Here is a 22,317-nt window from a genome sequence, read left to right on the forward strand (position 1 = left end):
CGATACCAACATCAGCGAAACCGTGACTGCGTAAATCAATAAAAAGATGACGATGCCTAACTCGAGTGCCGACTCAAACATGAGACCCCTCCATTCTCTATTCTTCCTATTATCCCCATTCACAATCGATTCAAACTGGATTTGGGTCAGGAGCTAGTTCTACTCACACAAAAAAGCCCTCTTTTTAGAAAGAGGACCTTTGTGATGCTACATACTGCGAAGTCTTGCAATCCGTTCAGCCGGGTTCGGGTGCGTCGAGAACAGGCCACTCAGCTTTTTCTTGAGCGGGTCTGAAAAGTAGAGTGACGCCGAAGCACGTGAGGCTTCCTTCACCGGCGTCTGGATGTTCGCGATTTTCTCGAGAGCCGACGCGAGCGCATCCGGATTACGCGTCAATTCGGCTCCGCTCGCATCCGCCAAAAACTCACGGTTCCGAGAGATGGCCAAGTTGACGAGTGTGGCGATGAGCGGTGCGAGAATCAACAATACCAGCCCGACAATCATAAAGATCGGATTTTGGTTGTTGTCGCGGCGACCGCCGACGCTCCGGAAGAACAGCATCCGCGACCCGATATCGCTCATGATGGCAATCACCGAGACGAGGGCGAGCGTCACTGTCGCCAATCGCACATCGTAATTTTTAATATGGGCGACTTCATGGGCGATGACGCCTTCGATTTCTTCTCGCGTCAACTGGTCGAGCAACCCGGTCGTCACGGCGACGGCCGCCTTTTCCGGTTTCAGGCCGGTCGCGAACGCGTTCGGCGACGCATCGTTAATGATGAAGATGCGCGGCATCGGGACGCGCGCGACCATCGCCATATTCTCAACGGTGTGCCAGAGAAACCGATGCTGGTCGACCGACGTGATCTCTTGGGCATGGTTCATCTTCATGACGATGTTCGTGCTCGACATGATGACGATTCCGATATAAAACAGCGAGAACACAGGCGTGAAGATGAGGCCTGGGAGCGGGTCACCATAATTCAAATACGAGATGACCACTCCGACCCCCAATACGAGAAGGACGAATCCGGCCACGATGAACACGGTTTTGATTTTATTTTTACGAATCTGTTCATACAAAATCATCGTCGCCACTCCAATCCATTAGAATGAGACACGCACGTTTTCACGTTCTGCTTCACGCGCTTCGAGCATGTCGCGTTTTTCAAAGTTGTGAACGGAGGCGATGATGTTCGTCGGGACCGATTCGACTTTCGTGTTATATTTCATGACCGTATTGTTATACAACTGTCGGGAGTAAGCGACTTTATTTTCGGTCTGCGTCAATTCTTCTTGGAGCATCTTGAAGTTCTCGTTCGCTTTCAAGTCCGGATACGCCTCACGAAGCGCGAACAAGTTTTTCAGTGCGCCGCTTAATTGATCGTTCACTTCCATCTGCTCTTGACGGCTCGTCTTCGATCCGAGCTGATTCCGGAGCTCAACGACTTTGGCGAGCGTCTCTTGCTCGTGCTTGGCATAGCCCTTCACCGTCTCGACCAAGTTCGGAATCAAATCGTAACGCCGTTTCAACTGTACATCAATCTGCGCCCACGCCTCGTCGACCCAGTTTCGATATTTGACGAGTCCGTTATACATCGAGAAATAGATGAACGCCAAGACAACGATAATCCCAATTGCGATAATCCAACCCATTTCGACACCTCATTTCATGATTTTCTCCTGTATTAATTCCCTCTCGTCGTATACCATAAGCATAACTTAGGAAAATATAGTAAATGATTCATATCTACTGTGAGTTGTCTCACGATTTCATACAAAGGAGTGTCACGATGTCGATTCCATCCATCGTCGTCGCCGTGAAAGCAGTGATTGTGCAAGACGACCAGATGCTCATCATCCAACGTGCGACCGATGATGCGGTCCATCCTGGAACGTGGGAGCTGGTCGGCGGCAAGCTCGATTTTGGCGAGACGCTCGAACAGGCCCTAGAACGGGAAGTATTCGAAGAAACCGGCCTACGTGTCACGGTTCAACAATTATTGTACGCCACGACGTTTTTAACGGACCCACATCGTCAAGTCGTCCTGATGACGTATTTGGCTCACCCCATCGCAACGACCGTCACCCTATCCGAAGAGCATAGCGATGCCAGATGGGCGACGGCTGATGAAGCACGACAGCTGTTGCTTCAACCGATTCTCGATGATTTGGATTCACATGACGTATGGACCTTGCTTCAACCAAAACCAATCCACTGACAGGAGTGCTGGCTATGCTTGTGACTGACCTCGATTCAAGATTGACGGAACTATACGAAGAAATGGTGACGCTCAGACGCCACTTCCACCAACATCCCGAGCTCTCCTTCGAAGAGCGGGAGACCCCACGGACGATTGCGACCTATTTACGTGAGCTCGGGCTCGATGTGCGTGAACACGTCGGCGGCAACGGTGTCGTCGGACGGATTCACGGCGGTGACGGTCCGACCATCGCGTTTCGGGCCGACTTCGATGCGTTGCCGATTCAAGATTTAAAGGACGTCCCGTACCGTTCGAAAGTGAACGGTTCGATGCACGCTTGCGGTCACGATGCCCATACGGCGACGCTGCTCGTCCTAGCGAAAGCACTTACGGAAATCGAACTTCCAGGAGACGTCGTCCTCATCCATCAATTCGCGGAAGAACTCGCGCCGGGCGGGGCCAAACCGATGATTGAAGACGGCTGCCTCGACGGGGTCGATTACATTTATGGTTCTCATATTTGGACGCCGCTTCCATTCGGCACGATCGGTGTGAAAACGGGACCGATCATGGCGGCGGCGGACCGGTTCGAACTGACTGTCAAAGGCAAAGGCGGGCATGGGGCCATTCCGCAACATACGGTCGATGCCGTCATAGTCGGAACGAACATCGTCAGCCAGTTGCAACAAGTCGTCAGTCGTCGCATCGACCCGCTCGAACCGGCCGTCTTGACCGTCGGCACGTTCGTCGCCGGTCAAGCGTTCAACGTCATCGCCGACGAGGCAAAGCTGTCTGGCACGGTGCGAACGTTCACCCCGGAGACGCAAACACGCATCATCGCCGAGATGGAACGCACCATCGCCCACATCTGCTCGGCCAGTGAGGCACATTATGAGCTCGAGTATATTCGTGGCTATCCCGCCGTCATCAACCATGCGACCGAGACCGACCATGTGCGGCGCAGTGCCGCACGTGTCGTCGGAACGGATGGCGTCATCGAGATGGCACCGCTCATGGTCGGTGAGGACTTCGCCTACTATATGCAACACGTTCCTGGTAGCTTCTTTTTCACAGGGGCTGGCAACCCGGAAGTCGGTGCCGTCTTCCCACACCATCACCCTCGGTTCGATGTCGATGAACGGGCGATGCTGCATACTGCCCGCATCCTCATGCAGGCGGCGTTCGAGACGTGGAACACGCACAAAAAAGAAGACTGACGCCGCGGCGTCAGTCTTCTTCTATTTCGGTGGCTGGCAATTCAGATACGAGTACTTGGTCGACACGTTTTCCGTCCATATCGACGACTTCGAACCGGAGGCCGTACGCCTCGACGACGTCACCTCGCTTCGGGAAGTCCCCGAGCGCGTGAATGACGAGACCGGCAAGCGTATGATACGAGCTTCGTCCTTCATCGAAACGATTATCTCGAATCCCGAACGTCCGTTTTAAATCTTCAATTCCGAGGAGGCCGTCTGCCAAGTACGATCCGTCTTCACGGCGCACGACTTCCGGCGTCTCTTCTTCGATCATCACTTCGCCGACGATTTCTTCAAGGATATCGAACAACGTGACCATTCCGAGGAATCCACCATACTCATCGAGCACGAAGGCGATCTCGACGCCGTTCTTTTGCATCATCTGCAACACTTGACTCGCTTCGCGCTGTTTTGGCACAACGAGCGGTTGTTTGATTCGTTTCAAGATTTGAGACGGTTCCCGTAGCGTCGGCAACGTCAAAATATCACGGACATCGATATAGCCGACAAACTCATCGAGCGTATCACGTCCGACCGGAAGTTTATTGTGCTTGCTCTCATAAATCGACTTTTTAATGTCATCCATATCGTCCTCGAGGTCGACCCATTCGAGCGTCGTCCGCGGCTGCATCAACTCATAAATCAACTGATCATGGAACGCGAAGACGCGCTCGACCTGTTGGACTTCTTCATGGGCGAACGCCCCTTGTTGGGCCCCTTCGAACAAGAGCTGTTTAATCTCGAGCTCCGTCTCGCCACTCGATTGCTCCGCTTTCAAACCGAGTAACTTAAAGAGGAACAACGTCGATTTCGATAAAATCCAAATGAACGGTCGCATCACTTTGCTGAACACGTCCAACGCTGGGATGATGGCCATCGTCACCTTTTCTGGTGACACGAGGGCAATCCGTTTCGGCACGAGCTCACCGATGATGAGCGACAAGTACGTGATGATCGTGACGACAACAACGTATCCGACGGTCGGCGCATATTGGGCGCTCATTCCGAGCTGTGCGAACACGTCAGCGAGCGGTGCCGAGAAACGCGCACCCCCGTAGGCCCCGTTGATAATCCCGATTAACGTGATACCGACTTGGACCGTCGATAATAGGTCGGTCGGATCTTTTGAATACTTGAGCGCGATTTCGGCACTGCGCTTCCCGCGACTCGCCTCGACTTCAAGTTTGGCCGGTTTGGACGAGATGAGCGCGATTTCCGTCATCGCAAAAATCCCGTTCAACACGATCAAGAATAAAACAATTAGTAAATCAATCACTATGGAAGAATCCACCGTTTTCATCACCTCTACGTATATTTCGTACTGCTTCCCTCTCATCATATCAGAGATTCGTTATCCCCCTGTACCCGTTTTGCTCAAGAAAAAAGCCACTTCAACGTGAAGTCGCTTCGTTTGCGGCTTCTTGTTGAAGAGCCGTGGCTTGAGATTGCTTGAAGACGATGACACCGAGCAGCAGCACCATCAGTCCGATGACCTGACCCGGCGATAGGGATAACTGGGGCATCCCGAACGCACCTGTTAAATCGACACCGAGTGCCCAAATCAATTGCGAGACGAGAATGATCGACACCGATAGCGTCGGTCCGAGCAATTGAATGCTCCGCATCACACAGAAGACGACACCGACACCGAGTAGCCCACCGAGCGCATAAATCGGTGAGATGTCAAACAGCCCTTGCAGATTACCGCCAAATAGAACAAGCGGGACGAGCGAACCGAGCAACCCGACGATAAAGACGAGCACCGTCGTCGCCCAGGCTCCTAAATAGACGTTCATTTTGGCATTTACCGCTGCTTGGACACTAATGAACGCACCGGCGACTGCCGAACAGATGATTCCTACTATCATGAACTTCCTCCTTATTCGTACAACATGCCATTGGCACGTTCTTTTAATCGGGTCGCATCTAAAATCGTCACTTGTGTCCGCGTTTTCTCGACGAGTCCCTCGTCCGCGAACGCCTGTAACGTGCGGTTCAAATGACGATAGCTCGTCCCGAGCCATTCCGCGACTTCTTTTCGCTTCAACTGGCTCATCTCGTCCTGAAACAACTCATTCCCGGATTCGCTGAGCGAGACGAGATAGCCGGCCAACCGTTCGTCGAGCGTCGACATGAGATGGTTCGATGAGGCGTTCGCCTCGATGAACAGCTTCTCAGAGACGCCACGGAGAAGGTGTTCCGTAAATTCGATTGTCCGGTTATGCGTACGTAACACGTCAAACGGGACACGTAGACACGTCACTGAACCGACCGTCTCGACCGTATGGAGCACGTTACGTCCGCTCGCATATTCGATATCCCCAATCAACGTCGGGGCCATCTTCAAGCGCAGCAAGCGCAACTTACCTTCCTCACTCAACGTATAGATTTTGACACGTCCCGACAACACGACGAAGAGTGACTCGATCGCGCTATCGTTCGTGCAGAGCATCGACCCGGACGGATAGCTTACAATCGTCGACGCCTCTAACGTTTGTCCCGAAAACAGATGGGCCCATCCTAAACGATGTAATGCTGCTTCTACTTTCATCCGTCTCCTCCTTACGTGAACGTGTAAATCCCAATCCCGATGACCATCAACGCGAGTCCCATGAGCTGGCCTTGATTGACCGGTTTCTGTTTCACACCGAACCATCCGTTCACATCAATCAAAAATGCGCCAATCAATTGGGCGACGAGCAGCACGCAGATGGCCCATGTCACACCGAGCTGTTGGATGGCCGTCAATTCTCCGAAGACGACAAAGACGCCGAACAACCCGCCGAGGCTGTAATACCAAGGCACGCGCCGAAACGCCGTCAAATCCGCATCCCGCTTGAACGCGTAAATGAGAAGCGCGAGCACGAGACCGACGAGATGGACGACCGTGACCGATAACCAGGCGCCGACCGCATACCCGAGCTTGGCGTTAAAAATACCTTGCAACGCGATGAACGTGCCCGAGAGCACCGCAAATAAGATTCCCAAACAAGTTCCCCTCCTATCTCCTCGTCTGACTGTACGTGAGATGAAGCGCTTTGAAAAGGACATATGTCCGAAAAAAAACAGCTTAGGAATGATTCCTAAGCTGTCTTGACGATTATCCGAGAAGTTTGACGATTTCTTCGCCCACTTTTTCAGACGACTGCGGGTTCTGACCCGTGACAAGGCGCTCGTCCACGGCTACGTTGACGGCCCAGTTGTCGGCGTTATCGAACTTCCCGCCGCGCTCGCGCATCGCCGTTTCTAGTAGGAACGGCACCACTGAGTCGAGTTGCATCTCGCGCTCTTCTGCGTCCGTGAATCCTGTCACGCGCTTGTCTTTGACGAGCGGCTCCCCGTTGCTTAACTTGACGTTGACGAGACCAACCGGGCCATGACAGACGGCCGCGACGACGTTTCCACCTTCATACGTGTCACGAATGACACGCTGTAGTGTCTCACTGTTCGGGAAGTCGACGACTGTCCCGTGCCCACCCGGAAGGAAGACAGCGTCATACGTGTCGTCCGCCACTTGATCAAGTCGGGCCGTATCTTTCAATAGATGTTGCGTATCCAACACCTCTTGTGGCAATTCGCCCTCTAAGCTGTTCGCATCGATGGGCACGTCTCCGCCTTCGATGCTCGCCACTGTGACTTTATAGCCTTGCTTCTCGAATTGAAGGTACGGTGCCGCAAATTCCTCGAGCCAAAGCCCTGTCGCGTGACCGTTCTCTAATTGATTGGCAGACGTCGTGACAATCAGTACATGTTTAGACATTGAAAATTCCTCCTTCTAAATTAAGCATACGAAAGAGTTGTTCCCGCTCTCGTTGCGTTCAAACCTCCTGACCTGCGACGTCATCCTTTTTTGGACCTGGTCTGATTTTGGAAACGGCGTCCGGTTGCCGACCGTCTATACTCATTACATGCCGACTGAAAGGAACGATTGTGATGAGATACGTACTCGATTGGGGATTTCTGGCCGTTGCCATCTTGATTGTATTCCTCGTGCTGAGTAATGGACTGTGAAAGAAGTTCAGATTGGATTCACGGAGCTGTCACAAGGATGGCTGTTTGAAGCTAGGGTTGAAGCGGGAACAAATCTACTGTTGTCCTATCGTCATCGCTACTTCAGAAAGGATGTTGAATATGTCAGAACGCGTATTTATCAGTCCAGCTAAGTACGTGCAAGGCAAGAATACAATTGATCGCATCGGGGACCATGTCGGTCACTTCGGGTCACAGGCGCTGCTCATCGCTGATGACATCGTCTGGCGCTTAATCGGCGAACGCGTCGAAACCTCGCTCGCGGCGAGCGGCGTGAAAGCTGAGAAGGCCGATTTCGTCGGGGAGGCTTCCCGTCACGAGATTGAACGAATCGCCAAAGCGGCAGCAGAGAGCCATACCGCCGTCGTCATCGGGATGGGTGGCGGGAAAACGCTCGATACGGCCAAAGCCGTCGCTGACGAACTGGACGCCCGCATCGTGATCGTGCCGACCATCGCTTCGACGGATGCGCCGACGAGTGCCCTCTCCGTCATCTATACGGATGAAGGAAACTTTGAGACGTATCGATTCTATAAAAAGAATCCAGATTTAGTTCTCGTCGATACGAAGCTGATTGCTGAAGCCCCCGCTCGTTTCCTCGCCTCAGGGATTGCCGACGCGCTCGCGACATGGGTCGAAGTGCGTAGTGTCCTCGCTTTCGGCGGAAAAACGATGGCGGGTGGCGTCCCGACCATAGCCGCAGAAGCAATCGCCAAACGCTGTGAAGAAGTGCTGTTCGATTACGGCATTCCCGCGTATGAATCCGTAAAAGCCAAAGTCGTCACACCGGCACTCGAGTCAGTCGTCGAAGCGAACACTCTCTTGAGCGGTCTCGGGTTCGAGAGCGGTGGATTAGCCGCCGCGCACGCCATCCATAACGGATTCACGGCCTTGCATGGCGACATTCATCATTTGACGCACGGCGAGAAAGTCGCTTTCGGCACACTCGTCCAACTCGCCCTCGAAGGGCGGACGCAGGCAGAATTTGACCGCTACGTCGCCCTTTATATGGCGCTCGATTTGCCGGTGACGCTCGAAGACGTGAAATTGAAAGATGCCTCCCGCGAGGACATCTTAAAAGTCGGCCAAGCCGCGACCGCAGAAGGCGAGACGATTCATAGCGGGTTCGATGTGACCCCGGAACAAGTCGCTGATGCCATCATCGCAGCCGACCGCTACGCCCGCCTCTATCAACGTAAACTTCATTGAACACAAAACGAGGAACGGCTTAGTTGAGCCGTTCCTCGTTCGTTTGTTTGCGGAGGACAAAGGAGAGCGCCACACCGAGCGCCATACAACTGACCGTCAAGACGAAAAACGTCAATTGGTTCGCATAAATGATGTTCGTGAACTGATTCCATCCTGACGCATAGTCCGCGTTCTCCGAAGCACGAATGCCAGCACGGAGCGAAGCAGCCTGCCCGGCGTTAATATAGAGCCCGATTCCCGCCATGACGACACCACCTGCGACGAGACCGATCCTCCCCAACCGATTTACCGACGCGACGGTGCGCTGCGCGAGCCGAATCGTGATCCAAATGAACAACAGGATGAACGGCCAACCGACCAGCAAGACGAGCACGTATGGATTCCCTTCACTCGCCGGTTCCGTATAGGCGGCCGTCATCGTCTCACCGAGCTTAAAGAGTACAAACGTAATGAGCGTGATGATGAACCACGCTTTAATCAATTTATCCATGACAACACCTCATTCTCAGTATAGCAAAAAAACACCATGCGCTTTCGCACACGGTGTCCGGTCAGGCTTTCGGACGAACGGCATAATAAATCAAGATGACGAGCCACGTCCAGACGCCAGTAAAAATCCCGATAATCCCGATGATGAAGAATCCGAGCGGAATCATCGACTTCGTCCGATTATAGTCTTTCCACATGTTCGACAACCCTTTGATGTTGAAGTATAAAAAGGCGAAGAACAAGATGAGCAACAATAACGGTAAACCAAAAATGAGTTCCATACGCTCACTCCTTTCTAGTCTCAACCATTCTCTTATCTCTAGTGTACCCTTTCCCGTTGTACGACACATCGGGCTCGCGCCGTACCGGAGGCAGGTCATGAGGCGGAGACGGTCTCTCTCTTATTCCCTGATCCTTCATCTTTTCATCATTTGAAAAAAAGGGAAAAGAAAACCACCTAGTCAAAAGGAGGCCATTCTCATGAAACTCATCCGTGTGCTCCTCGCCCTGTTGCTCATCTTTCCCGTCATGTCTACTTCGGCCGCAACCCCTTCTCCGCAACCAGGCTACACGATCAAAACGACGAAACTATACTGGCGGGCCATGCAATCGTCCCCGGTCGCCAAGACGCTTCTGACGAATGTGCCGGTCCAATACACCACGTACAATCGCAGCTGGTCGAACGTTTACCTCAATGGCACGCGCTACTACACCCCATCGAGCAACTTGAGAGCCGGTATTCCGAAGATTGCGCCGGCCGAACGGATTCGACTCGTCAACAAACAACACGGACTCTCGAGCACGTATCGTTCCCGGCAACTCGTCCCATTGACCATTCCGACCGTCTATGCGAAAGGAAGCGAACGGACACTGATGGCCGCTGAAGCCGCTCACGCTTTGGCCCGTCTCTACTACGCAGGCCGGAAAGAAGGGCACACGCTGTATGCCCTCAGCGCCTATCGCTCTTACGCTAGCCAAAAATCACTTTATACGTATTGGGTCAACGCGCGCTGCACGGCGTACGCCTCGAAATATGTCGCCCGTCCTGGATATAGCGAACATCAGACCGGACTCGCCGTCGATATGACGAGTGCACGGATGCAGATGGGACTCTACGCCTCGTTCGACCAAACCCCGGAGGGCAAATGGATGCTGCAACAGGCATACCGTTACGGGTTCATCGTCCGCTATCCGAAAGGCAAAGAAAAAATCACCGGCTACAACTACGAACCATGGCATCTCCGGTACGTTGGCGTGAAAGAAGCGACGGCAATCAAACAACGAAATTGGGCGTTCGAGGAGTGGTGGGCCACACGTTGATGCGAGCATCTCGAGCGAGGCGGCGATGACGTTCCATGTATAATGAACGCGTACGATATCGCAGAGGAGGACATGTGTATGTGGATTGTCATGAACAAATTAGACGTTGAAAAAGGGAAAGTCGACGCGGTCACCGCTCGTTTCCAAACGACGAAAGGCATCGAGTCGATGGACGGATTCGTCCGGATGCAGGTGTTGACGGATACATCGGATGAGACGAAAGATCAAGTCGTCATCATGACGACATGGCGCGATGCGGCGAGCTTTGAGAATTGGCGCGATAGCGGTGCGTATAAGCATGCCCACAAAAAACGGGACGACGGTACTTCTGAAGTGAAGCCCATCGTCCTCGGAAACACGGTCACCCAATATGAGGTCGCCATCGAGCACGGCGCCTCAACCGATGGCGTATAAAATATCCTGCGGTCTGATAATCCCGAGCAACGGCTCATCTTCTTGTCCCGTCTCGGTAATCAGCAGGGCATCGAGACGAACGCCGTCTTTCATGCTGATGAAATGATGGTGCGCCTCGATGACCGACGTCGCTTGCGCGACAAACCGATACCGTCGCAGGTGCGGGTCGTGATGAAGCACGTCCTTGACACGAACACCTTCGAGTGACACATGCGGCCCGTCGACCGTTTCGGCGAGCCAACTGGTCACTCCTTTTTTCGTCAACAACCCACGCCACGACCCGTCTTGGTTATAGACAGGGAATTGTGAGTAGTTCTTGTCCCGAATCTCGCCGAGCACGGTGACCAGCGAGTCGTCGGCACTGAACGTCGTCACGATTTTACGGAACAGCGGGATGACTTGACGCGGATGGAGCAGTTCCTTCTCCACCTCGAGAATCAACTTGACAATCGATTCATGCGGTTCGGCGATGATAAAGTCCGGTTCCCGCCGCTCGTGGACGATCGCGTTCCGCAACTGACTCATTTGATGTAAATCTTCCTTGTACCGGTCGATGATCGGATTGTGTTTGGCGAGACGGTTGACCATGTTGCTGAAACTGAAATGTTGGCCGTCTCCCATCTCTCGGCTCAAATAATCTTCAATCCGGTGATACGATGCGATAAATTCTTCAGCTCGACTCATACATTCACGCTCCTTATCGCCTATATATACCCTATTTTTTCTGCGTCCGAGCAGGAAAGTGTGATTCAATCTCGAATCCACAATGAATCATCTATGAAATGGAGGAGGTCTCATGGCAACCCCGGTCTCACAAATGACACCAATCCCGAATAAAGACGCCTTCCGTTCCGGCATGCGTGCCGGTATCCCCGTCGCCGTCGGCTATATCCCGATCGCCATCGCCTTCGGTCTGCTTGCGAAATCATTCGATATGCCGAACATCATCACGCTCGCCATGTCCTTATTCATCTTTGCCGGCGCCAGTCAGTTCATCGGTGTCCAGTTGATTATGGCCGGGTCGATGTATTGGGAAATCGTCTTGACGACGTTCATCCTGAACTTGCGGCACTTCCTGATGTCGGCGTCGTTGTCCCAGCGTCTCGAGACGACCTCGAATCGGTTTCTGGCTGCCATCGCATTCGGTGTGACCGACGAGACGTTCAGTGTCGCCTCGACACGCGATGAGTCGACGCGCGGCCACTTTGTGCTCGGGCTAAACTTGATCGCCTTCTTGGCTTGGAACGTCGGGACATGGATTGGCGTCTTTCTCGCCTTCGGACTGCCTACTTCGGTCCAAACGAGTATGGGCATTGCCTTGTACGCCATGTTCATCGGCCTGCTCGTCCCGTCACTCACCCGCAAACCGGTCATCGTCGTGGCTGCGATTGCCGTCCTGACACAAGCCGTGCTCTACTTCGGTGTCTCCCCATTCATGCCACTGTCGTCCGGCTTGAGCATCATCTTGGCCACGATTGTCGCAGCTGGGATCGGCGCATTGGTATACAAGGAGGATCAGGCATGATCAGTCTGTTTTTGCTCGTCCTTGCCATGGCGATCGTCACATACATTCCGCGACTCGTTCCGCTGCTTTGGCTCCGAGACGTCAAGTTACCGCCGCTCTTGAAGCGCTTCTTGCTGTTCACGCCTTATGCGGTGCTTGCCAGCCTGATTTTCCCGGGCATATTAAGTGCGACGAATAGTCTCACGTCCGCTTTAGCAGGTGGCGCGGTCGCCGCAGCGCTCGCATTACTCAGGGCCAACTTGATGCTCGTCGTCATCGGCGGCATCGCCGGGGTGTATCTCGTTGAGACGTTTCTCTAACAAACAAGTCCGCCCGAATCGGGCGGACTTGTTTGTTTAGGCAGGGATGGCCTGACGTTTTAATTGAACGAACACGTCGACGAATGCGGCATCCCACTGGGTACCCCGTCCGCTCTCGAGAATCGACAGCGCCTTTTCGACCGGCATCCCTTGCCGATACGGACGGTCCGACGTCATGGCGTCATAGGCGTCCGCAATCGCCATGATGCGACCGAAGAGCGGAATCCCTCCCCCGACCAATCCATCCGGATAACCGCGCCCATCAATCCTTTCGTGATGAGACCGAACCCCAGCCATAATCGGTTGCAGGGAGTCGGGCAAAGCAATTTGATTCAAAATATGAATTCCGATGGTCGGATGCTCTTGAATTTGGGCGAACTCGTGGTCCGTCAACTTCCCTTCCTTCAACAGCACATCATCCCGAATCCCGATTTTTCCGATATCATGCAGCAACGCCGATTTGCGGAGCAACTCAATCTGTTCGTTCGGCAACTGGAGTGCCTGTGCCAATTCGACGGAATAGGCGGCCACCCGCTCAGAATGTCCGGCCGTATACGAATCGCGGGCATCGAGTGTCGCGGCGAACAACACAAACAAACTATTCAGTAGCTGCTCGTTTTCCTTGTCCCGATACGTGACATTCATCACCATCTGGTTGAAACCAGTGACAAGCTGGGCGAACTCATCGGAGTAAGGATTGTCGATGGCGTCAAACCGTCCGGCGTCTAGTGCAGCGACCCCCTCGGTCAATGCCCCGATTGGACGTTTGATATTGTCATACAGCAGAAAGCTACTGAACGTCGCCACGCCGATGATGACGACCAAAATCAAAGCCGCCCACTGCCAATACGCGTCGGCCTGTTCTACCGTCGACAGTTGAACCCCAGACGCCAGAATGAATAACGCGACCGGGAACACCCCGATGACGAGCATGCTAATCAACAACTTCGTTCGCACGCTGATGGACCGATACGTCGCTTGCAACGGACGTCGATGCAGACGTTGGCTCATCTCTTGCAACTGGAGCAAGAGCGGTTCCACCGATCGGTACGTCAAAAAGAATTCGATGAGCGCGTGCAAGATGGCAATCAAGATGGCGCCAAACGCCGCCAGACCAATCAATCGATACGGAAGATTGATCCAATCTTGTTGAATGGCGAACGCCGTCAAACTCATCGCCGGCACAGATAACCCGAATAAATGCGGACCAAGAATCCGTTTGACCGTCAACGTCGGAAAATGACTCGTCTGATTGAACGCCTGTTGTAACGCCTCATAGGTCGGCGCGTCCGTGTGGAACACGTGATAGATGGGGCGAATATGACGCCGATAGAGAAGCAGCTCAAGTCCGATCATCGTCATACCCGACACCCCCATGATGACGGCCAAGATGAGCATCTCGGCCGGGGACAGACTGAGCGTCTGAAAAATGAACAGTCCCCCGACCCCGAACACAGCGATGCCCGACCCCCATATGTAGTTCATGATGAGCGTATGTTGAAACTGTTTGAACATGTATATGTCACTCCTGCCTTCTTGCCAATCTATTTCTTATTATATCGACAAAAGTGACACTATTTTACAGCAAAACAAAACGGGCCCCTGATTGAGGGACCCGTCATTCATCGTTATGGGCGAAGTGGACCTTCGTTGTCATCCAATGAACGGTTATCTTGATCTGGTGTGATGTTGTCGTGGAACGGGTTCGGTTCTGGACCGTCTACGTTCGTCACATCAGATTGTGGGGCTTGGGGACGATTCGTTTCGCGTTTCAAGTCTTGTTTCGTTTGATTCGCTTCACGTTTCGACTGCTCCACACCTTGTTTCGCTTGTTGTTTGGCTTGTTCAGCCTCTTGACTCATTTGGGCTTTTTCTTGCTCGAGCCCTTCTTTCGATACTTCTGTCTCATCGATTCGCTTCTCCGCTTTCTTCAAGTAGCGAGCCGCTGTCTCACGTCCACCGAGACCGAAGGCAAGGCCGAAGGCGAGCGCAAGCGCACCGAGGATGAGCAAGAATGCCGTATTGACGATCATCGGCGCGATGCCGAGTTGGCTGATTGCCATGAAGAAGGCGATTCCGAGAATCGCGTACTTCGCGACGTGGCGCAAGACGCTCGGTTGACCGGCTCCATCTACGAGCACACTGCCAACGAGACGCTCTGCCATGTTCGCGAGCCAGAAACCGACCGCCAAGATGACGATGGCTGCGATGACCATTGGCAAGTATGCGAAGATTGCTGTAGCGAGCGAAGCCATAAAGTCGAGGTTCGCGACTTGAAGCGCTTCAGATACGAACAACAAGATGATGATGATTTGAACGATGGTTCCGATGACTTGTGCAATCGATGTCGATGACGCTGTGCGGCCACCGAGACCCATTTTGCCAGCGAGTGAGTTGACGCCCAAGTTCTCAAGAAGAGAAACGACGACACCTTTCAACCACTTGGCAATGAACACACCAGCGAGTATCAAGACGATGGCCACGATGATGTTCGGAATCATCGCCAAGACGTCATTGAGCATCGAGATGGCCGGATCCGAAATGCCGCGAATATCGAGTGCTTCAAGCGCTGAAATCGTGACCGGGATCATAATCAAGATGAAGACGATTGTGCCAACCGCTTTCGCAAGACTTGAACCTTTCACGTAATCAGCCAAGTGAAGTTTCTCGGCGAAGCGGTTCAAACCTGCTGCTTCCAAGAACTTCGTCAAGATGTCGCGGACGATTTTCGCAACGATATAACCAATCGCGAAGATGAGCGCCGCAGCGACGAGTTTCGGAATGAAGGCAAGGAAACTGTTCAACAAGTCTTCAAACGGCCCGCTGATGCCTTGTAATCCAAGTGCATCCAGTACAGCCGGAAGAGCTAACAATAGAACAAGGTAGAAGACGATATTGGCGACCGTGTCGACCCATTTCGTCTGATTGACGCTTGTCGACTCTTGACCTGCTTTCTCCATCAACTTGTTCAAGTTGAGGCGATGACCCGCCATTTGAATCCCTTTTTTCAAGAGCGTGGCGATAATCCATGCGACGAGCAGGATGAGACCCGCTTTGATGACGCCTGTGATCAAGCCAGAGAAGCCGGCGTAGATTTGGCTGAACGGTTGAGCGACAGCCGGTACATTCAAGAATTCAAAGATAATTAAGAATGCGAGAAGCAGTACGCCGAAGAAGACGACTTTTGCGATGATACGTTCAGGTGTCCACCGCTTTTCCTCTCTTCCAGGTTTGCCAGGTTCACCTTCTTGTTTCACACCAACACGATCATCAAGACGTGCTTTACGAAGCGCTTTGCGCGTCACGTTTTCCAGGACTTTCGCCAAAATGAATCCGACGATAAGAATGACCAATGCAAGTAAAAGCTCAGGCAGCCATGACATGAACGTGTTGAAGTTGTAAGTAGTATCGTTCATTTAACATCTTCCTCCAATCTCTTTTTGAAATGATTTCATTTTTTTGACTCTTAGTATAAATACCAACATTTGCATCTGCCTAAACCTTGCCACTTCCTATTGCTGTATAAATGATTCTCGTCAAAATGTTTTTTAGAAAGTGCTCCTATAAGAAAGAAGTCGTGTTTTTCTCAGGCAAATGTGATACGAATTAAAAGAAGAAGTCTTTTGAGGAGGAATCAAGATGAACATCGCTCTGATTGCCCACGATAAGAAAAAAGATGATTTGATTGTACTTGTGAAAGCGTACGCCCAAGTCTTGAAACAGCATCAGTTGTTCGCGACCGGTACGACTGGAAAGCGTGTCGCCAAGGCGACCGGCCTCCCGGTCCATTGTTTTCAGTCCGGTCCGCTAGGCGGGGATCAAGAGATCGGTGCCGCTGTCGCCCGAGGCGAGATGGACATGATTATTTTCTTCCGCGACCCGTTGACGGCCCAGCCGCACGAACCTGATGTGAGCGCCTTGATGCGTCTATGTGATGTGTATTCGATTCCGCTAGCGACGAATATGGGCGGCAGTGAGATTCTCATCCGTAGCATCGAACAAGGTGATTTTGAATCTTTGACGCTATCGCATAACGACCCGCCTCCGGAATAATCCAACTATGAGAAGAGAGGAATTTTTCTGAAACCACACGTCTCGAACGACCCGGTCGTTCAACAGTTTTACGATCAAGTCCGGACGCACTTGTATGACCTGCTCCATGACGAGGCAAAAGCCAATCAATTGCTCGACAGTTTAGCAGGCTATATTCGGCAAGCAGAAAAGAACGGACAGTCGCTCGACGGACTGACCAAACAAGACCCGAAAAACTATGCCGTGTTCTTAATCGAACAACCGACGACGAATGAAGAGTATCGCCGCCGCTACCATACGATGATCGAGGCGACGGACGAGTTGAAGCCGCATGAAAAAGTACAGGCCAATCGCGAGTTCGATTGGGCCATCGATCGGCTCAACGACGTCCAGGTCAAGCTTCAAGATGTCGAGATGCGAGACGTCTCCTTTTTGGCCTATACAAAAATCGAGGCAATCAAATCATCCCGTCGCGTCTGGAATCAATTCGGTTGGCTGCTCGGTATGATTTTAGCGTTCGCCTATGCGAATCTGTTGCTCGTCATGGATGACGTGTTCAGTTTGCGCTTGTTCACAGCTCCGGCCATATCTTATCCGCTTGACTATTTCGGGTTCGTGCTCCCCGTGTTGCTGACGGGAGCCGTGTTCGGACTTTTGACGCGTTTTCGTCATCACTTTCAGACGTTAGGACGGCGGATTCTATTTGCTTTGCTCATCATTGCCGTATACGTCGGGTTCGTTTTATTGACCCAACCTATCCTGTTCTCGCTCGGATGGTCGTTCTTGATTCAATTGACGCCTGTGTATGCACTCATTCTGCTAGCAATCAGTGGATTCATGGCCATGTGGACGCTCGTCGAGTTCGTTTGGAAGAACACGCGATGCCATCTTGGAAACGAAACATTGATGATTTATTATTGATGACGCCATTCTCATATTGAGAGGGCGTTTTTTGTTTGAACCCTTGCTAGAACGGAAATTACTAATAGCGTGACGTCGATTTATAAAATAAACGATTATGAAGGAGGCACAACATGTCGGATCGCAAAATTATTGGATTATTCCATAACGAGCAAGAAGTCATGGAGAAGGTGAATGAACTCAAGCAAGCTGGGGAAGCTGAGAAAAACATGCACGTCGTAGCCAAGCGGGACGGGGAAATTTCTGCCTTGCGCTATCACACCGATGTGAACGCCGAATCGGGGATTCGTGATGTCAACTGGTTGGATCGTGTGAAAGCGTTCCTTCATGGAAGCGATCGCATTCGCGACGAGTTGCGAAACATGGGGCTTAGCGACGCAGAGGCGGAAGAATATTATTCGTCCATCGACGCCGGAAAACTGTTGCTTTACATCGATAAGCATTCGTACGAACGCTACCCGAACATGTATAAAAAGGATAGTGAGCTCGACCATGAAAAAGGGGAAGAAGCGGACGGCATAGCCTTCGATGCGAAACCGTTCAATGATCACGACGAAGAACCTCGCGGCACGAAAGAAGATCCAATCGTCCGCGGCCATTCTGGCTTAGAAGACCATCGTCGATTATAAGGAGGAAAACGAGATGAGTGAGAAACGATTCATCAGCATGTATGACACGCAAGACGCCGCCCTCGGCAAAGTCGAAGAGTTGCGGGCGAAAGGCTACAAAGACTCGGACATCTATGTCGTGGCCAAACACGAAGACAACATCTCGATTTTACGTCGTCAAACGGACGTTCATACTGAAGCGTCGCACCATACAGGATTTTTCGATAAAGTCCGGGCGTTCTTAAGTGGACATGAGGATGTTCACGCCGGACTCCGAAACATGGGCTTGAGCGAAGACGAGGTCAACCGTCACTATAGCGACGTCGAGGCCGGAAAAATCTTGATTTATGTGGACGAAGATTTCGAACGTCGCCACAATGAAGGACTGACGGTCGATTCGAAGCCGTATAACGACACAAGACACGATACGAGCCATCAAGGTCACCATACGGCTGACGGCTTAGAAATCGATTCCAAACCGTACAATGAATCGGTCGGCGATAACCCGAACCGGGCCGTCGACCCTGAACAGGATCGCTTGGATAAAGAATCTCATATAAACGACCGCGAGAACAAATTGCGCGGACTCGATGATCGGGCACTCCGTAACGACTACGAAGACCCAGACAATATCCGTCGTTTCTAATACGTAAAAAAACCTGACCGCGGTCAGGTTTTTTTGTTACGTCAATCGATTTTTCGGTTCGTCCCCTTTGAGCACGTGCATGATGGCTTCCCGATTGAGCGCCATCATGGCGAGCCGCGTCTTGATCGAGGCGCTGCCGATGTGCGGAAGCGTCGTCACGTTCGGGAGCGTCAAGAGGGGATGGTCCATCGCCACCGGTTCTTTGGCGAACACATCGAGACCGGCCGCCCAAATCCGCTGTTCGTTTAACGCCTCGTATAACGCCGCCTCATCGACGATTTCGCCGCGGGCGACGTTGATGAAGATGGCCGTCGATTTCATTTTAGCGAACTGTTCTGCCCCCAGCATCCCACGCGTTTCCTCCGTGAGGGGCGCGAGGACGACGACGAAATCGGATTGTTCGAGCAGTTCATCGAGTTCCGCATAGACGAACCCATACATCGATTCCGATTCATGACGTCGCGTTCGATTATGATACAACACGTCCATATCGAAGCCGCGGGCGCGTCGTGCGACCGCCTCGCCGATACGACCCATTCCGATAATCCCGAGCTTGGCCCGATACAAGTCCATGCCGACATAGCCCATCGGCGTCCACGACTTCCACTCCCCGGCCCGCAAATCACGTTCGGCTTCCCCAAGCCGGCGTGCCGTCATCATCATCAGTCCGAAAGCGAGGTCGGCCGTCGTCTCGGTCAACACGTCCGGCGTGTTCGTCACGATGACCCCTCGGTCTTTGGCCGCCTCGATATCGATATTGTTATAGCCGACCGCCAAGTTCGAGATGACCTCAAGATTTGGAGCCTGTTCCATCAACTCACGGTCAATCGAATCACTGAGCATCGTCCAAAGCGCATGCGCCGATGCCGCTTCTTCCATCAATACGTCGCGCGGGACACTCTGCGCTTCTTCCTCCCACATCCGGACCTCGTATTTGTCTCGTAGCGGCGCCACCGCCTCGTCCGGTAATCGTCTCGTAATGTAGATGCGTTTCTTCATATCCGTTCCCCCTTTTGTCTTGTCTCGACCAGTGTATCAAACCGGATCAATCAAGACTTGTTTTTCGTCACTGGATTTTGTTCCATGAACTTTTCGAACAACGATCCAAAGTCGCTGTCGAGCAGTTGCTCAATCGTCTTCGATGAATCCATCGCGTTCCGGTAAGCGACTTCGTTGATGGCGAGCCCGATTGCCCATGTGATGCCTGATGCGACGGTCGCATTGATGACACTCGCCGCCGCGTTCGCTCCCGGGAAGAACTTCATGACGTTCAGTAAAATCGTTTTCGAGAGCGCCCGGCCGATTTGCGGGATGATGGTGCTGCCGATTAGCGTCTTCAGCATATCGTCGTTCGCTTTCACGCCCCAGTAGCGGAACAAGTGAACGCTCATCGTCACTTGAATCGGTGTGAGCGCAATCGCATCGGCAAACGGCAGCGGTACGGCGGCTGCCGTTCCCGCACTGGCGACATACCCTGAGATGATTCGATTCGCCTTCTTGCGCTTCAATTTGAGCATCGCCTCGCTCTCGGCATGAATCTCCATGAGCAGCCCTTCTTGGAGCGAGTGGTCGAGCTGTTCGACCGACCACGTGACGAGACGCTCCCAATCGAGATGGGCCCGCAGTTCCGGGTCATGCAACAGCTCATCGGCGACGCTGACCTGGAATACGGCCTCTTTCGGGACCACATCCACGAGTTCCTGTCGCAGGGCCGCGAGCTCATCTACGTCGACTTGGTCGATTTGCGTCAACAGGACGGCGACCGATGTCGCTTCGTTTAGTTGTTTGATGAGCGCCCGGTCGAGCGGAGTGACCCGTTTCATCGAGGCGTTGATGACGTACCAGACGAGATGAATCTGTTCGGCCGCCCCTTTCGTCTGGGCCCGCTCGACGAACCCGATGACTTCATCGGCATACGCTTGTTGCCGGGCGCTCCCGATTTCATACCCTTCACTGTCATAAAGCACAATCGCAATCTCATCACTCATGAACTGATGAATCCCCCGCGTCACCGGCTCACCGGCGGCCACTTTCGTCAAGTCGCGACCGAACACGTGGTTGACGACGGAACTCTTGCCCGACCCAGTCGCTCCGGCGATTAAAATATTCGGCTTTTTGACTTTACCACGCAAGCGGTCGAGCTCTTCTTTTAAATCGTACGTATCAAAGTTGAATGGGGTCTGTTTATCCATATCCGTTCCTCCTCATTGATTGAGCGTCCGGCCAAGCCGCCGCATCTCTTCCTCGAATCCGCGGTGCACGTCCAACTCGATGGTCTGTTTGACCAGCTCATATTGCTGATTGATGGCTTTTTTGATGCCGCGCTCCGCCGTTCGCCGTTTGAACGCCCAGTAAATGAAATGGACGCCCGGAATCATGCCAAGCACCATCTTGCGGACGGTCCGGTTGAACGAATAATCAAACCCGAGCTCGACCCGGCGCGTTTTAAAGACGAGATCGGACGGGGCGCCGACGAGCGGATAACGTTCCATCAATTGAATATAATGACGCACACCTTGGGCCATCGCCGCCTCTGTCGTCTCCGCGGCCGCTTCGAGCGTTCGTTCCAAGTCTTTTTCGATTTGGCGGGCTTTCCAGCTGATCATCACTTGCGGGGTGATCATGCGAATCGTTTCTGCCGAACGATAGCTCCGGGTACGCCACGCCTCCAACTCGGTCAATAAATGACGCGTCAAATTGTGCGGCAATTTTCGTTCGACGTCTTTCCAAAGGTTGGTCCGATTGCGTTGCCACACCGCCTCATAGCCGATATGCGGCACGACTTGTCCGCCGAGCATTTTCTTTTCGACACTGTTGACGCGAATCATCGCATCCCGTGAAATCCCGAGTTCGCGCATGAGCACGTCCTCCATCGCTTCCGCCTTCTCGACGTTCATCGCACTGTCCGGATTATAGTTCGTCAAAATGATGGTGACGTTGCTTCGCTTCGCGTAGAGCGGCTTCAAAATCGATTCGAGCTCGTATGCCTCGACGCGCCCCGAGTTGATGGAGAGGAGATAATAGATGGTATGGAACCAGTCGGCGATATCGAGCGCGCCTTCTCGCTTGTTGACGATGGAGAGGACCGCTTCGTGCCATTCATCGGCCCGATCCGCTTCGAGTCCCCACGTATCGAAGAAGCGGAACAGAATCCCGCGTTCGAGGTCGTAATACTCGTATTCGTGCAACCCTTCGGCCGTCACCGGGCTACCGGCACGTGACTCGGCGACGTCACGGCCATAAATGTAATTTAAAAAAGCGCTCTTCCCGACCCCGGTCTTCCCCGCGATCAAGATGTTCGAGACAAGCCCCGTGTTGTCCATATGGTTCCCCCTGCATTCGTTATATAATAACCATTATAC

At 52.8% G+C, this 22,317-nt stretch carries 26 protein-coding genes; 11 read left to right on the forward strand and 15 right to left on the reverse strand.

Annotated elements, in window-relative coordinates:
* Window positions 1–207 precede the first annotated feature (207 nt).
* Together htpX and KNP83_RS11420 are read right to left on the reverse strand one after the other, a co-directional pair.
* Window positions 208–1,089, reverse strand: a complete 882-nt coding sequence (gene htpX / locus KNP83_RS11415) for a zinc metalloprotease HtpX (protein ID WP_031200423.1) — start codon at window positions 1,087–1,089, stop codon at window positions 208–210.
* 21 nt (window positions 1,090–1,110) lie between these two features.
* Window positions 1,111–1,659 (reverse strand): LemA family protein, encoded by a 549-nt coding sequence (locus KNP83_RS11420; protein WP_214762572.1) that lies wholly within the window; start codon window positions 1,657–1,659, stop codon window positions 1,111–1,113.
* A 137-nt stretch (window positions 1,660–1,796) separates the two neighbouring features.
* Here KNP83_RS11420 and KNP83_RS11425 point away from each other — a divergent pair, with 137 nt between their 5' ends.
* Together KNP83_RS11425 and KNP83_RS11430 are read left to right on the forward strand one after the other, a co-directional pair.
* Window positions 1,797–2,225, forward strand: coding sequence for an NUDIX hydrolase (locus tag KNP83_RS11425; RefSeq protein ID WP_214762573.1), 429 nt, complete (start codon window positions 1,797–1,799; stop codon window positions 2,223–2,225).
* A 14-nt stretch (window positions 2,226–2,239) separates the two neighbouring features.
* Entirely contained in the window at window positions 2,240–3,424 is a 1,185-nt protein-coding gene (locus KNP83_RS11430) for a M20 metallopeptidase family protein (protein ID WP_251139349.1), read from the forward strand.
* Window positions 3,425–3,434: 10 nt separating this feature from the next.
* Here the strand turns inward: KNP83_RS11430 and KNP83_RS11435 are convergent, their stop codons facing one another.
* The 5 genes from KNP83_RS11435 to KNP83_RS11455 all read right to left on the reverse strand — a co-directional run bounded on the left by KNP83_RS11435 (window position 3,435) and on the right by KNP83_RS11455 (window position 7,223).
* Window positions 3,435–4,739 (reverse strand): hemolysin family protein, encoded by a 1,305-nt coding sequence (locus KNP83_RS11435; protein WP_353048554.1) that lies wholly within the window; start codon window positions 4,737–4,739, stop codon window positions 3,435–3,437.
* Window positions 4,740–4,854: 115 nt separating this feature from the next.
* Window positions 4,855–5,331, reverse strand: a complete 477-nt coding sequence (locus KNP83_RS11440) for a DMT family transporter (protein ID WP_214762576.1) — start codon at window positions 5,329–5,331, stop codon at window positions 4,855–4,857.
* A gap of 11 nt (window positions 5,332–5,342) precedes the next feature.
* The gene (locus tag KNP83_RS11445; RefSeq protein ID WP_214762577.1) at window positions 5,343–6,014 is read right to left on the reverse strand and encodes a Crp/Fnr family transcriptional regulator; all 672 of its coding nucleotides are present in this window, start codon (window positions 6,012–6,014) and stop codon (window positions 5,343–5,345) included.
* An 11-nt stretch (window positions 6,015–6,025) separates the two neighbouring features.
* Complete coding sequence (locus tag KNP83_RS11450) at window positions 6,026–6,451, reverse strand: DMT family transporter (RefSeq protein WP_214762578.1); 426 nt, start codon at window positions 6,449–6,451, stop codon at window positions 6,026–6,028.
* Window positions 6,452–6,563: 112 nt separating this feature from the next.
* Window positions 6,564–7,223, reverse strand: coding sequence for a type 1 glutamine amidotransferase domain-containing protein (locus tag KNP83_RS11455; protein WP_214762579.1), 660 nt, complete (start codon window positions 7,221–7,223; stop codon window positions 6,564–6,566).
* A gap of 371 nt (window positions 7,224–7,594) precedes the next feature.
* Here KNP83_RS11455 and KNP83_RS11460 point away from each other — a divergent pair, with 371 nt between their 5' ends.
* A complete protein-coding gene (locus KNP83_RS11460) occupies window positions 7,595–8,701 on the forward strand; it encodes a glycerol dehydrogenase (protein WP_214762580.1) in 1,107 nt (368 codons plus the stop codon).
* 19 nt (window positions 8,702–8,720) lie between these two features.
* Here KNP83_RS11460 and KNP83_RS11465 read toward each other — a convergent pair whose 3' ends face one another.
* The gene (locus KNP83_RS11465) at window positions 8,721–9,191 is read right to left on the reverse strand and encodes a hypothetical protein (protein WP_214762581.1); all 471 of its coding nucleotides are present in this window, start codon (window positions 9,189–9,191) and stop codon (window positions 8,721–8,723) included.
* 61 nt (window positions 9,192–9,252) lie between these two features.
* On the reverse strand, window positions 9,253–9,471 hold the full coding sequence (locus KNP83_RS11470) for a hypothetical protein (protein ID WP_214762582.1): 219 nt from the start codon (window positions 9,469–9,471) through the stop codon (window positions 9,253–9,255).
* Between the two features lie 199 nt (window positions 9,472–9,670).
* On the opposite strand from KNP83_RS11470, the gene KNP83_RS11475 reads away from it, so the two are divergent.
* Entirely contained in the window at window positions 9,671–10,510 is an 840-nt protein-coding gene (locus KNP83_RS11475; protein ID WP_214762583.1) for a M15 family metallopeptidase, read from the forward strand.
* Window positions 10,511–10,588: 78 nt separating this feature from the next.
* Complete coding sequence (locus KNP83_RS11480; protein ID WP_214762584.1) at window positions 10,589–10,924, forward strand: antibiotic biosynthesis monooxygenase; 336 nt, start codon at window positions 10,589–10,591, stop codon at window positions 10,922–10,924.
* On the opposite strand, the gene KNP83_RS11485 is transcribed toward KNP83_RS11480, so the two are convergent.
* Complete coding sequence (locus tag KNP83_RS11485) at window positions 10,907–11,608, reverse strand: CBS domain-containing protein (protein ID WP_214762585.1); 702 nt, start codon at window positions 11,606–11,608, stop codon at window positions 10,907–10,909. The genes KNP83_RS11480 and KNP83_RS11485 overlap by 18 nt on opposite strands.
* Window positions 11,609–11,720: 112 nt before the next feature.
* Here KNP83_RS11485 and KNP83_RS11490 point away from each other — a divergent pair, with 112 nt between their 5' ends.
* Both KNP83_RS11490 and KNP83_RS11495 read left to right on the forward strand, forming a co-directional pair.
* Complete coding sequence (locus KNP83_RS11490; RefSeq protein WP_214762586.1) at window positions 11,721–12,449, forward strand: AzlC family ABC transporter permease; 729 nt, start codon at window positions 11,721–11,723, stop codon at window positions 12,447–12,449.
* Window positions 12,446–12,748 (forward strand): AzlD domain-containing protein, encoded by a 303-nt coding sequence (locus KNP83_RS11495; RefSeq protein WP_214762587.1) that lies wholly within the window; start codon window positions 12,446–12,448, stop codon window positions 12,746–12,748. Before KNP83_RS11490 ends, KNP83_RS11495 begins: the two co-directional genes overlap by 4 nt.
* Before the next feature lie 36 nt (window positions 12,749–12,784).
* Here the strand turns inward: KNP83_RS11495 and KNP83_RS11500 are convergent, their stop codons facing one another.
* Together KNP83_RS11500 and KNP83_RS11505 are read right to left on the reverse strand one after the other, a co-directional pair.
* Window positions 12,785–14,263 (reverse strand): HD domain-containing phosphohydrolase, encoded by a 1,479-nt coding sequence (locus KNP83_RS11500; protein ID WP_214762588.1) that lies wholly within the window; start codon window positions 14,261–14,263, stop codon window positions 12,785–12,787.
* Window positions 14,264–14,376: 113 nt separating this feature from the next.
* Window positions 14,377–16,164: a mechanosensitive ion channel gene (locus tag KNP83_RS11505; protein WP_214762589.1), complete on the reverse strand. Its 1,788-nt coding sequence runs from the start codon at window positions 16,162–16,164 to the stop codon at window positions 14,377–14,379.
* Between the two features lie 223 nt (window positions 16,165–16,387).
* Between KNP83_RS11505 and mgsA the strand changes: the two genes are divergently transcribed.
* The 4 genes from mgsA to KNP83_RS11525 all read left to right on the forward strand — a co-directional run bounded on the left by mgsA (window position 16,388) and on the right by KNP83_RS11525 (window position 18,955).
* The gene (mgsA, locus tag KNP83_RS11510) at window positions 16,388–16,801 is read left to right on the forward strand and encodes a methylglyoxal synthase (RefSeq protein WP_214762590.1); all 414 of its coding nucleotides are present in this window, start codon (window positions 16,388–16,390) and stop codon (window positions 16,799–16,801) included.
* Window positions 16,802–16,891: 90 nt separating this feature from the next.
* Window positions 16,892–17,701, forward strand: coding sequence for a hypothetical protein (locus KNP83_RS11515; RefSeq protein WP_251139350.1), 810 nt, complete (start codon window positions 16,892–16,894; stop codon window positions 17,699–17,701).
* A 113-nt stretch (window positions 17,702–17,814) separates the two neighbouring features.
* Window positions 17,815–18,330: a YflT domain-containing protein gene (locus tag KNP83_RS11520; RefSeq protein ID WP_214762591.1), complete on the forward strand. Its 516-nt coding sequence runs from the start codon at window positions 17,815–17,817 to the stop codon at window positions 18,328–18,330.
* A gap of 13 nt (window positions 18,331–18,343) precedes the next feature.
* Window positions 18,344–18,955, forward strand: a complete 612-nt coding sequence (locus tag KNP83_RS11525) for a YflT domain-containing protein (RefSeq protein ID WP_214762592.1) — start codon at window positions 18,344–18,346, stop codon at window positions 18,953–18,955.
* A gap of 36 nt (window positions 18,956–18,991) precedes the next feature.
* On the opposite strand, the gene KNP83_RS11530 is transcribed toward KNP83_RS11525, so the two are convergent.
* The 3 genes from KNP83_RS11530 to KNP83_RS11540 are packed head-to-tail and all read right to left on the reverse strand — an operon-like array spanning window position 18,992 to window position 22,278.
* Window positions 18,992–19,954 (reverse strand): 2-hydroxyacid dehydrogenase, encoded by a 963-nt coding sequence (locus KNP83_RS11530; RefSeq protein ID WP_214762593.1) that lies wholly within the window; start codon window positions 19,952–19,954, stop codon window positions 18,992–18,994.
* Between the two features lie 50 nt (window positions 19,955–20,004).
* A complete protein-coding gene (locus KNP83_RS11535; protein ID WP_214762594.1) occupies window positions 20,005–21,147 on the reverse strand; it encodes a YcjF family protein in 1,143 nt (380 codons plus the stop codon).
* 12 nt (window positions 21,148–21,159) lie between these two features.
* Window positions 21,160–22,278 (reverse strand): GTPase, encoded by a 1,119-nt coding sequence (locus KNP83_RS11540; RefSeq protein ID WP_214762595.1) that lies wholly within the window; start codon window positions 22,276–22,278, stop codon window positions 21,160–21,162.
* Between the last annotated feature and the right edge of the window lie 39 nt (window positions 22,279–22,317).

The organism is Exiguobacterium sp. s146 (assembly GCF_018618415.1).
GTDB lineage: Bacteria > Bacillota > Bacilli > Exiguobacteriales > Exiguobacteriaceae > Exiguobacterium.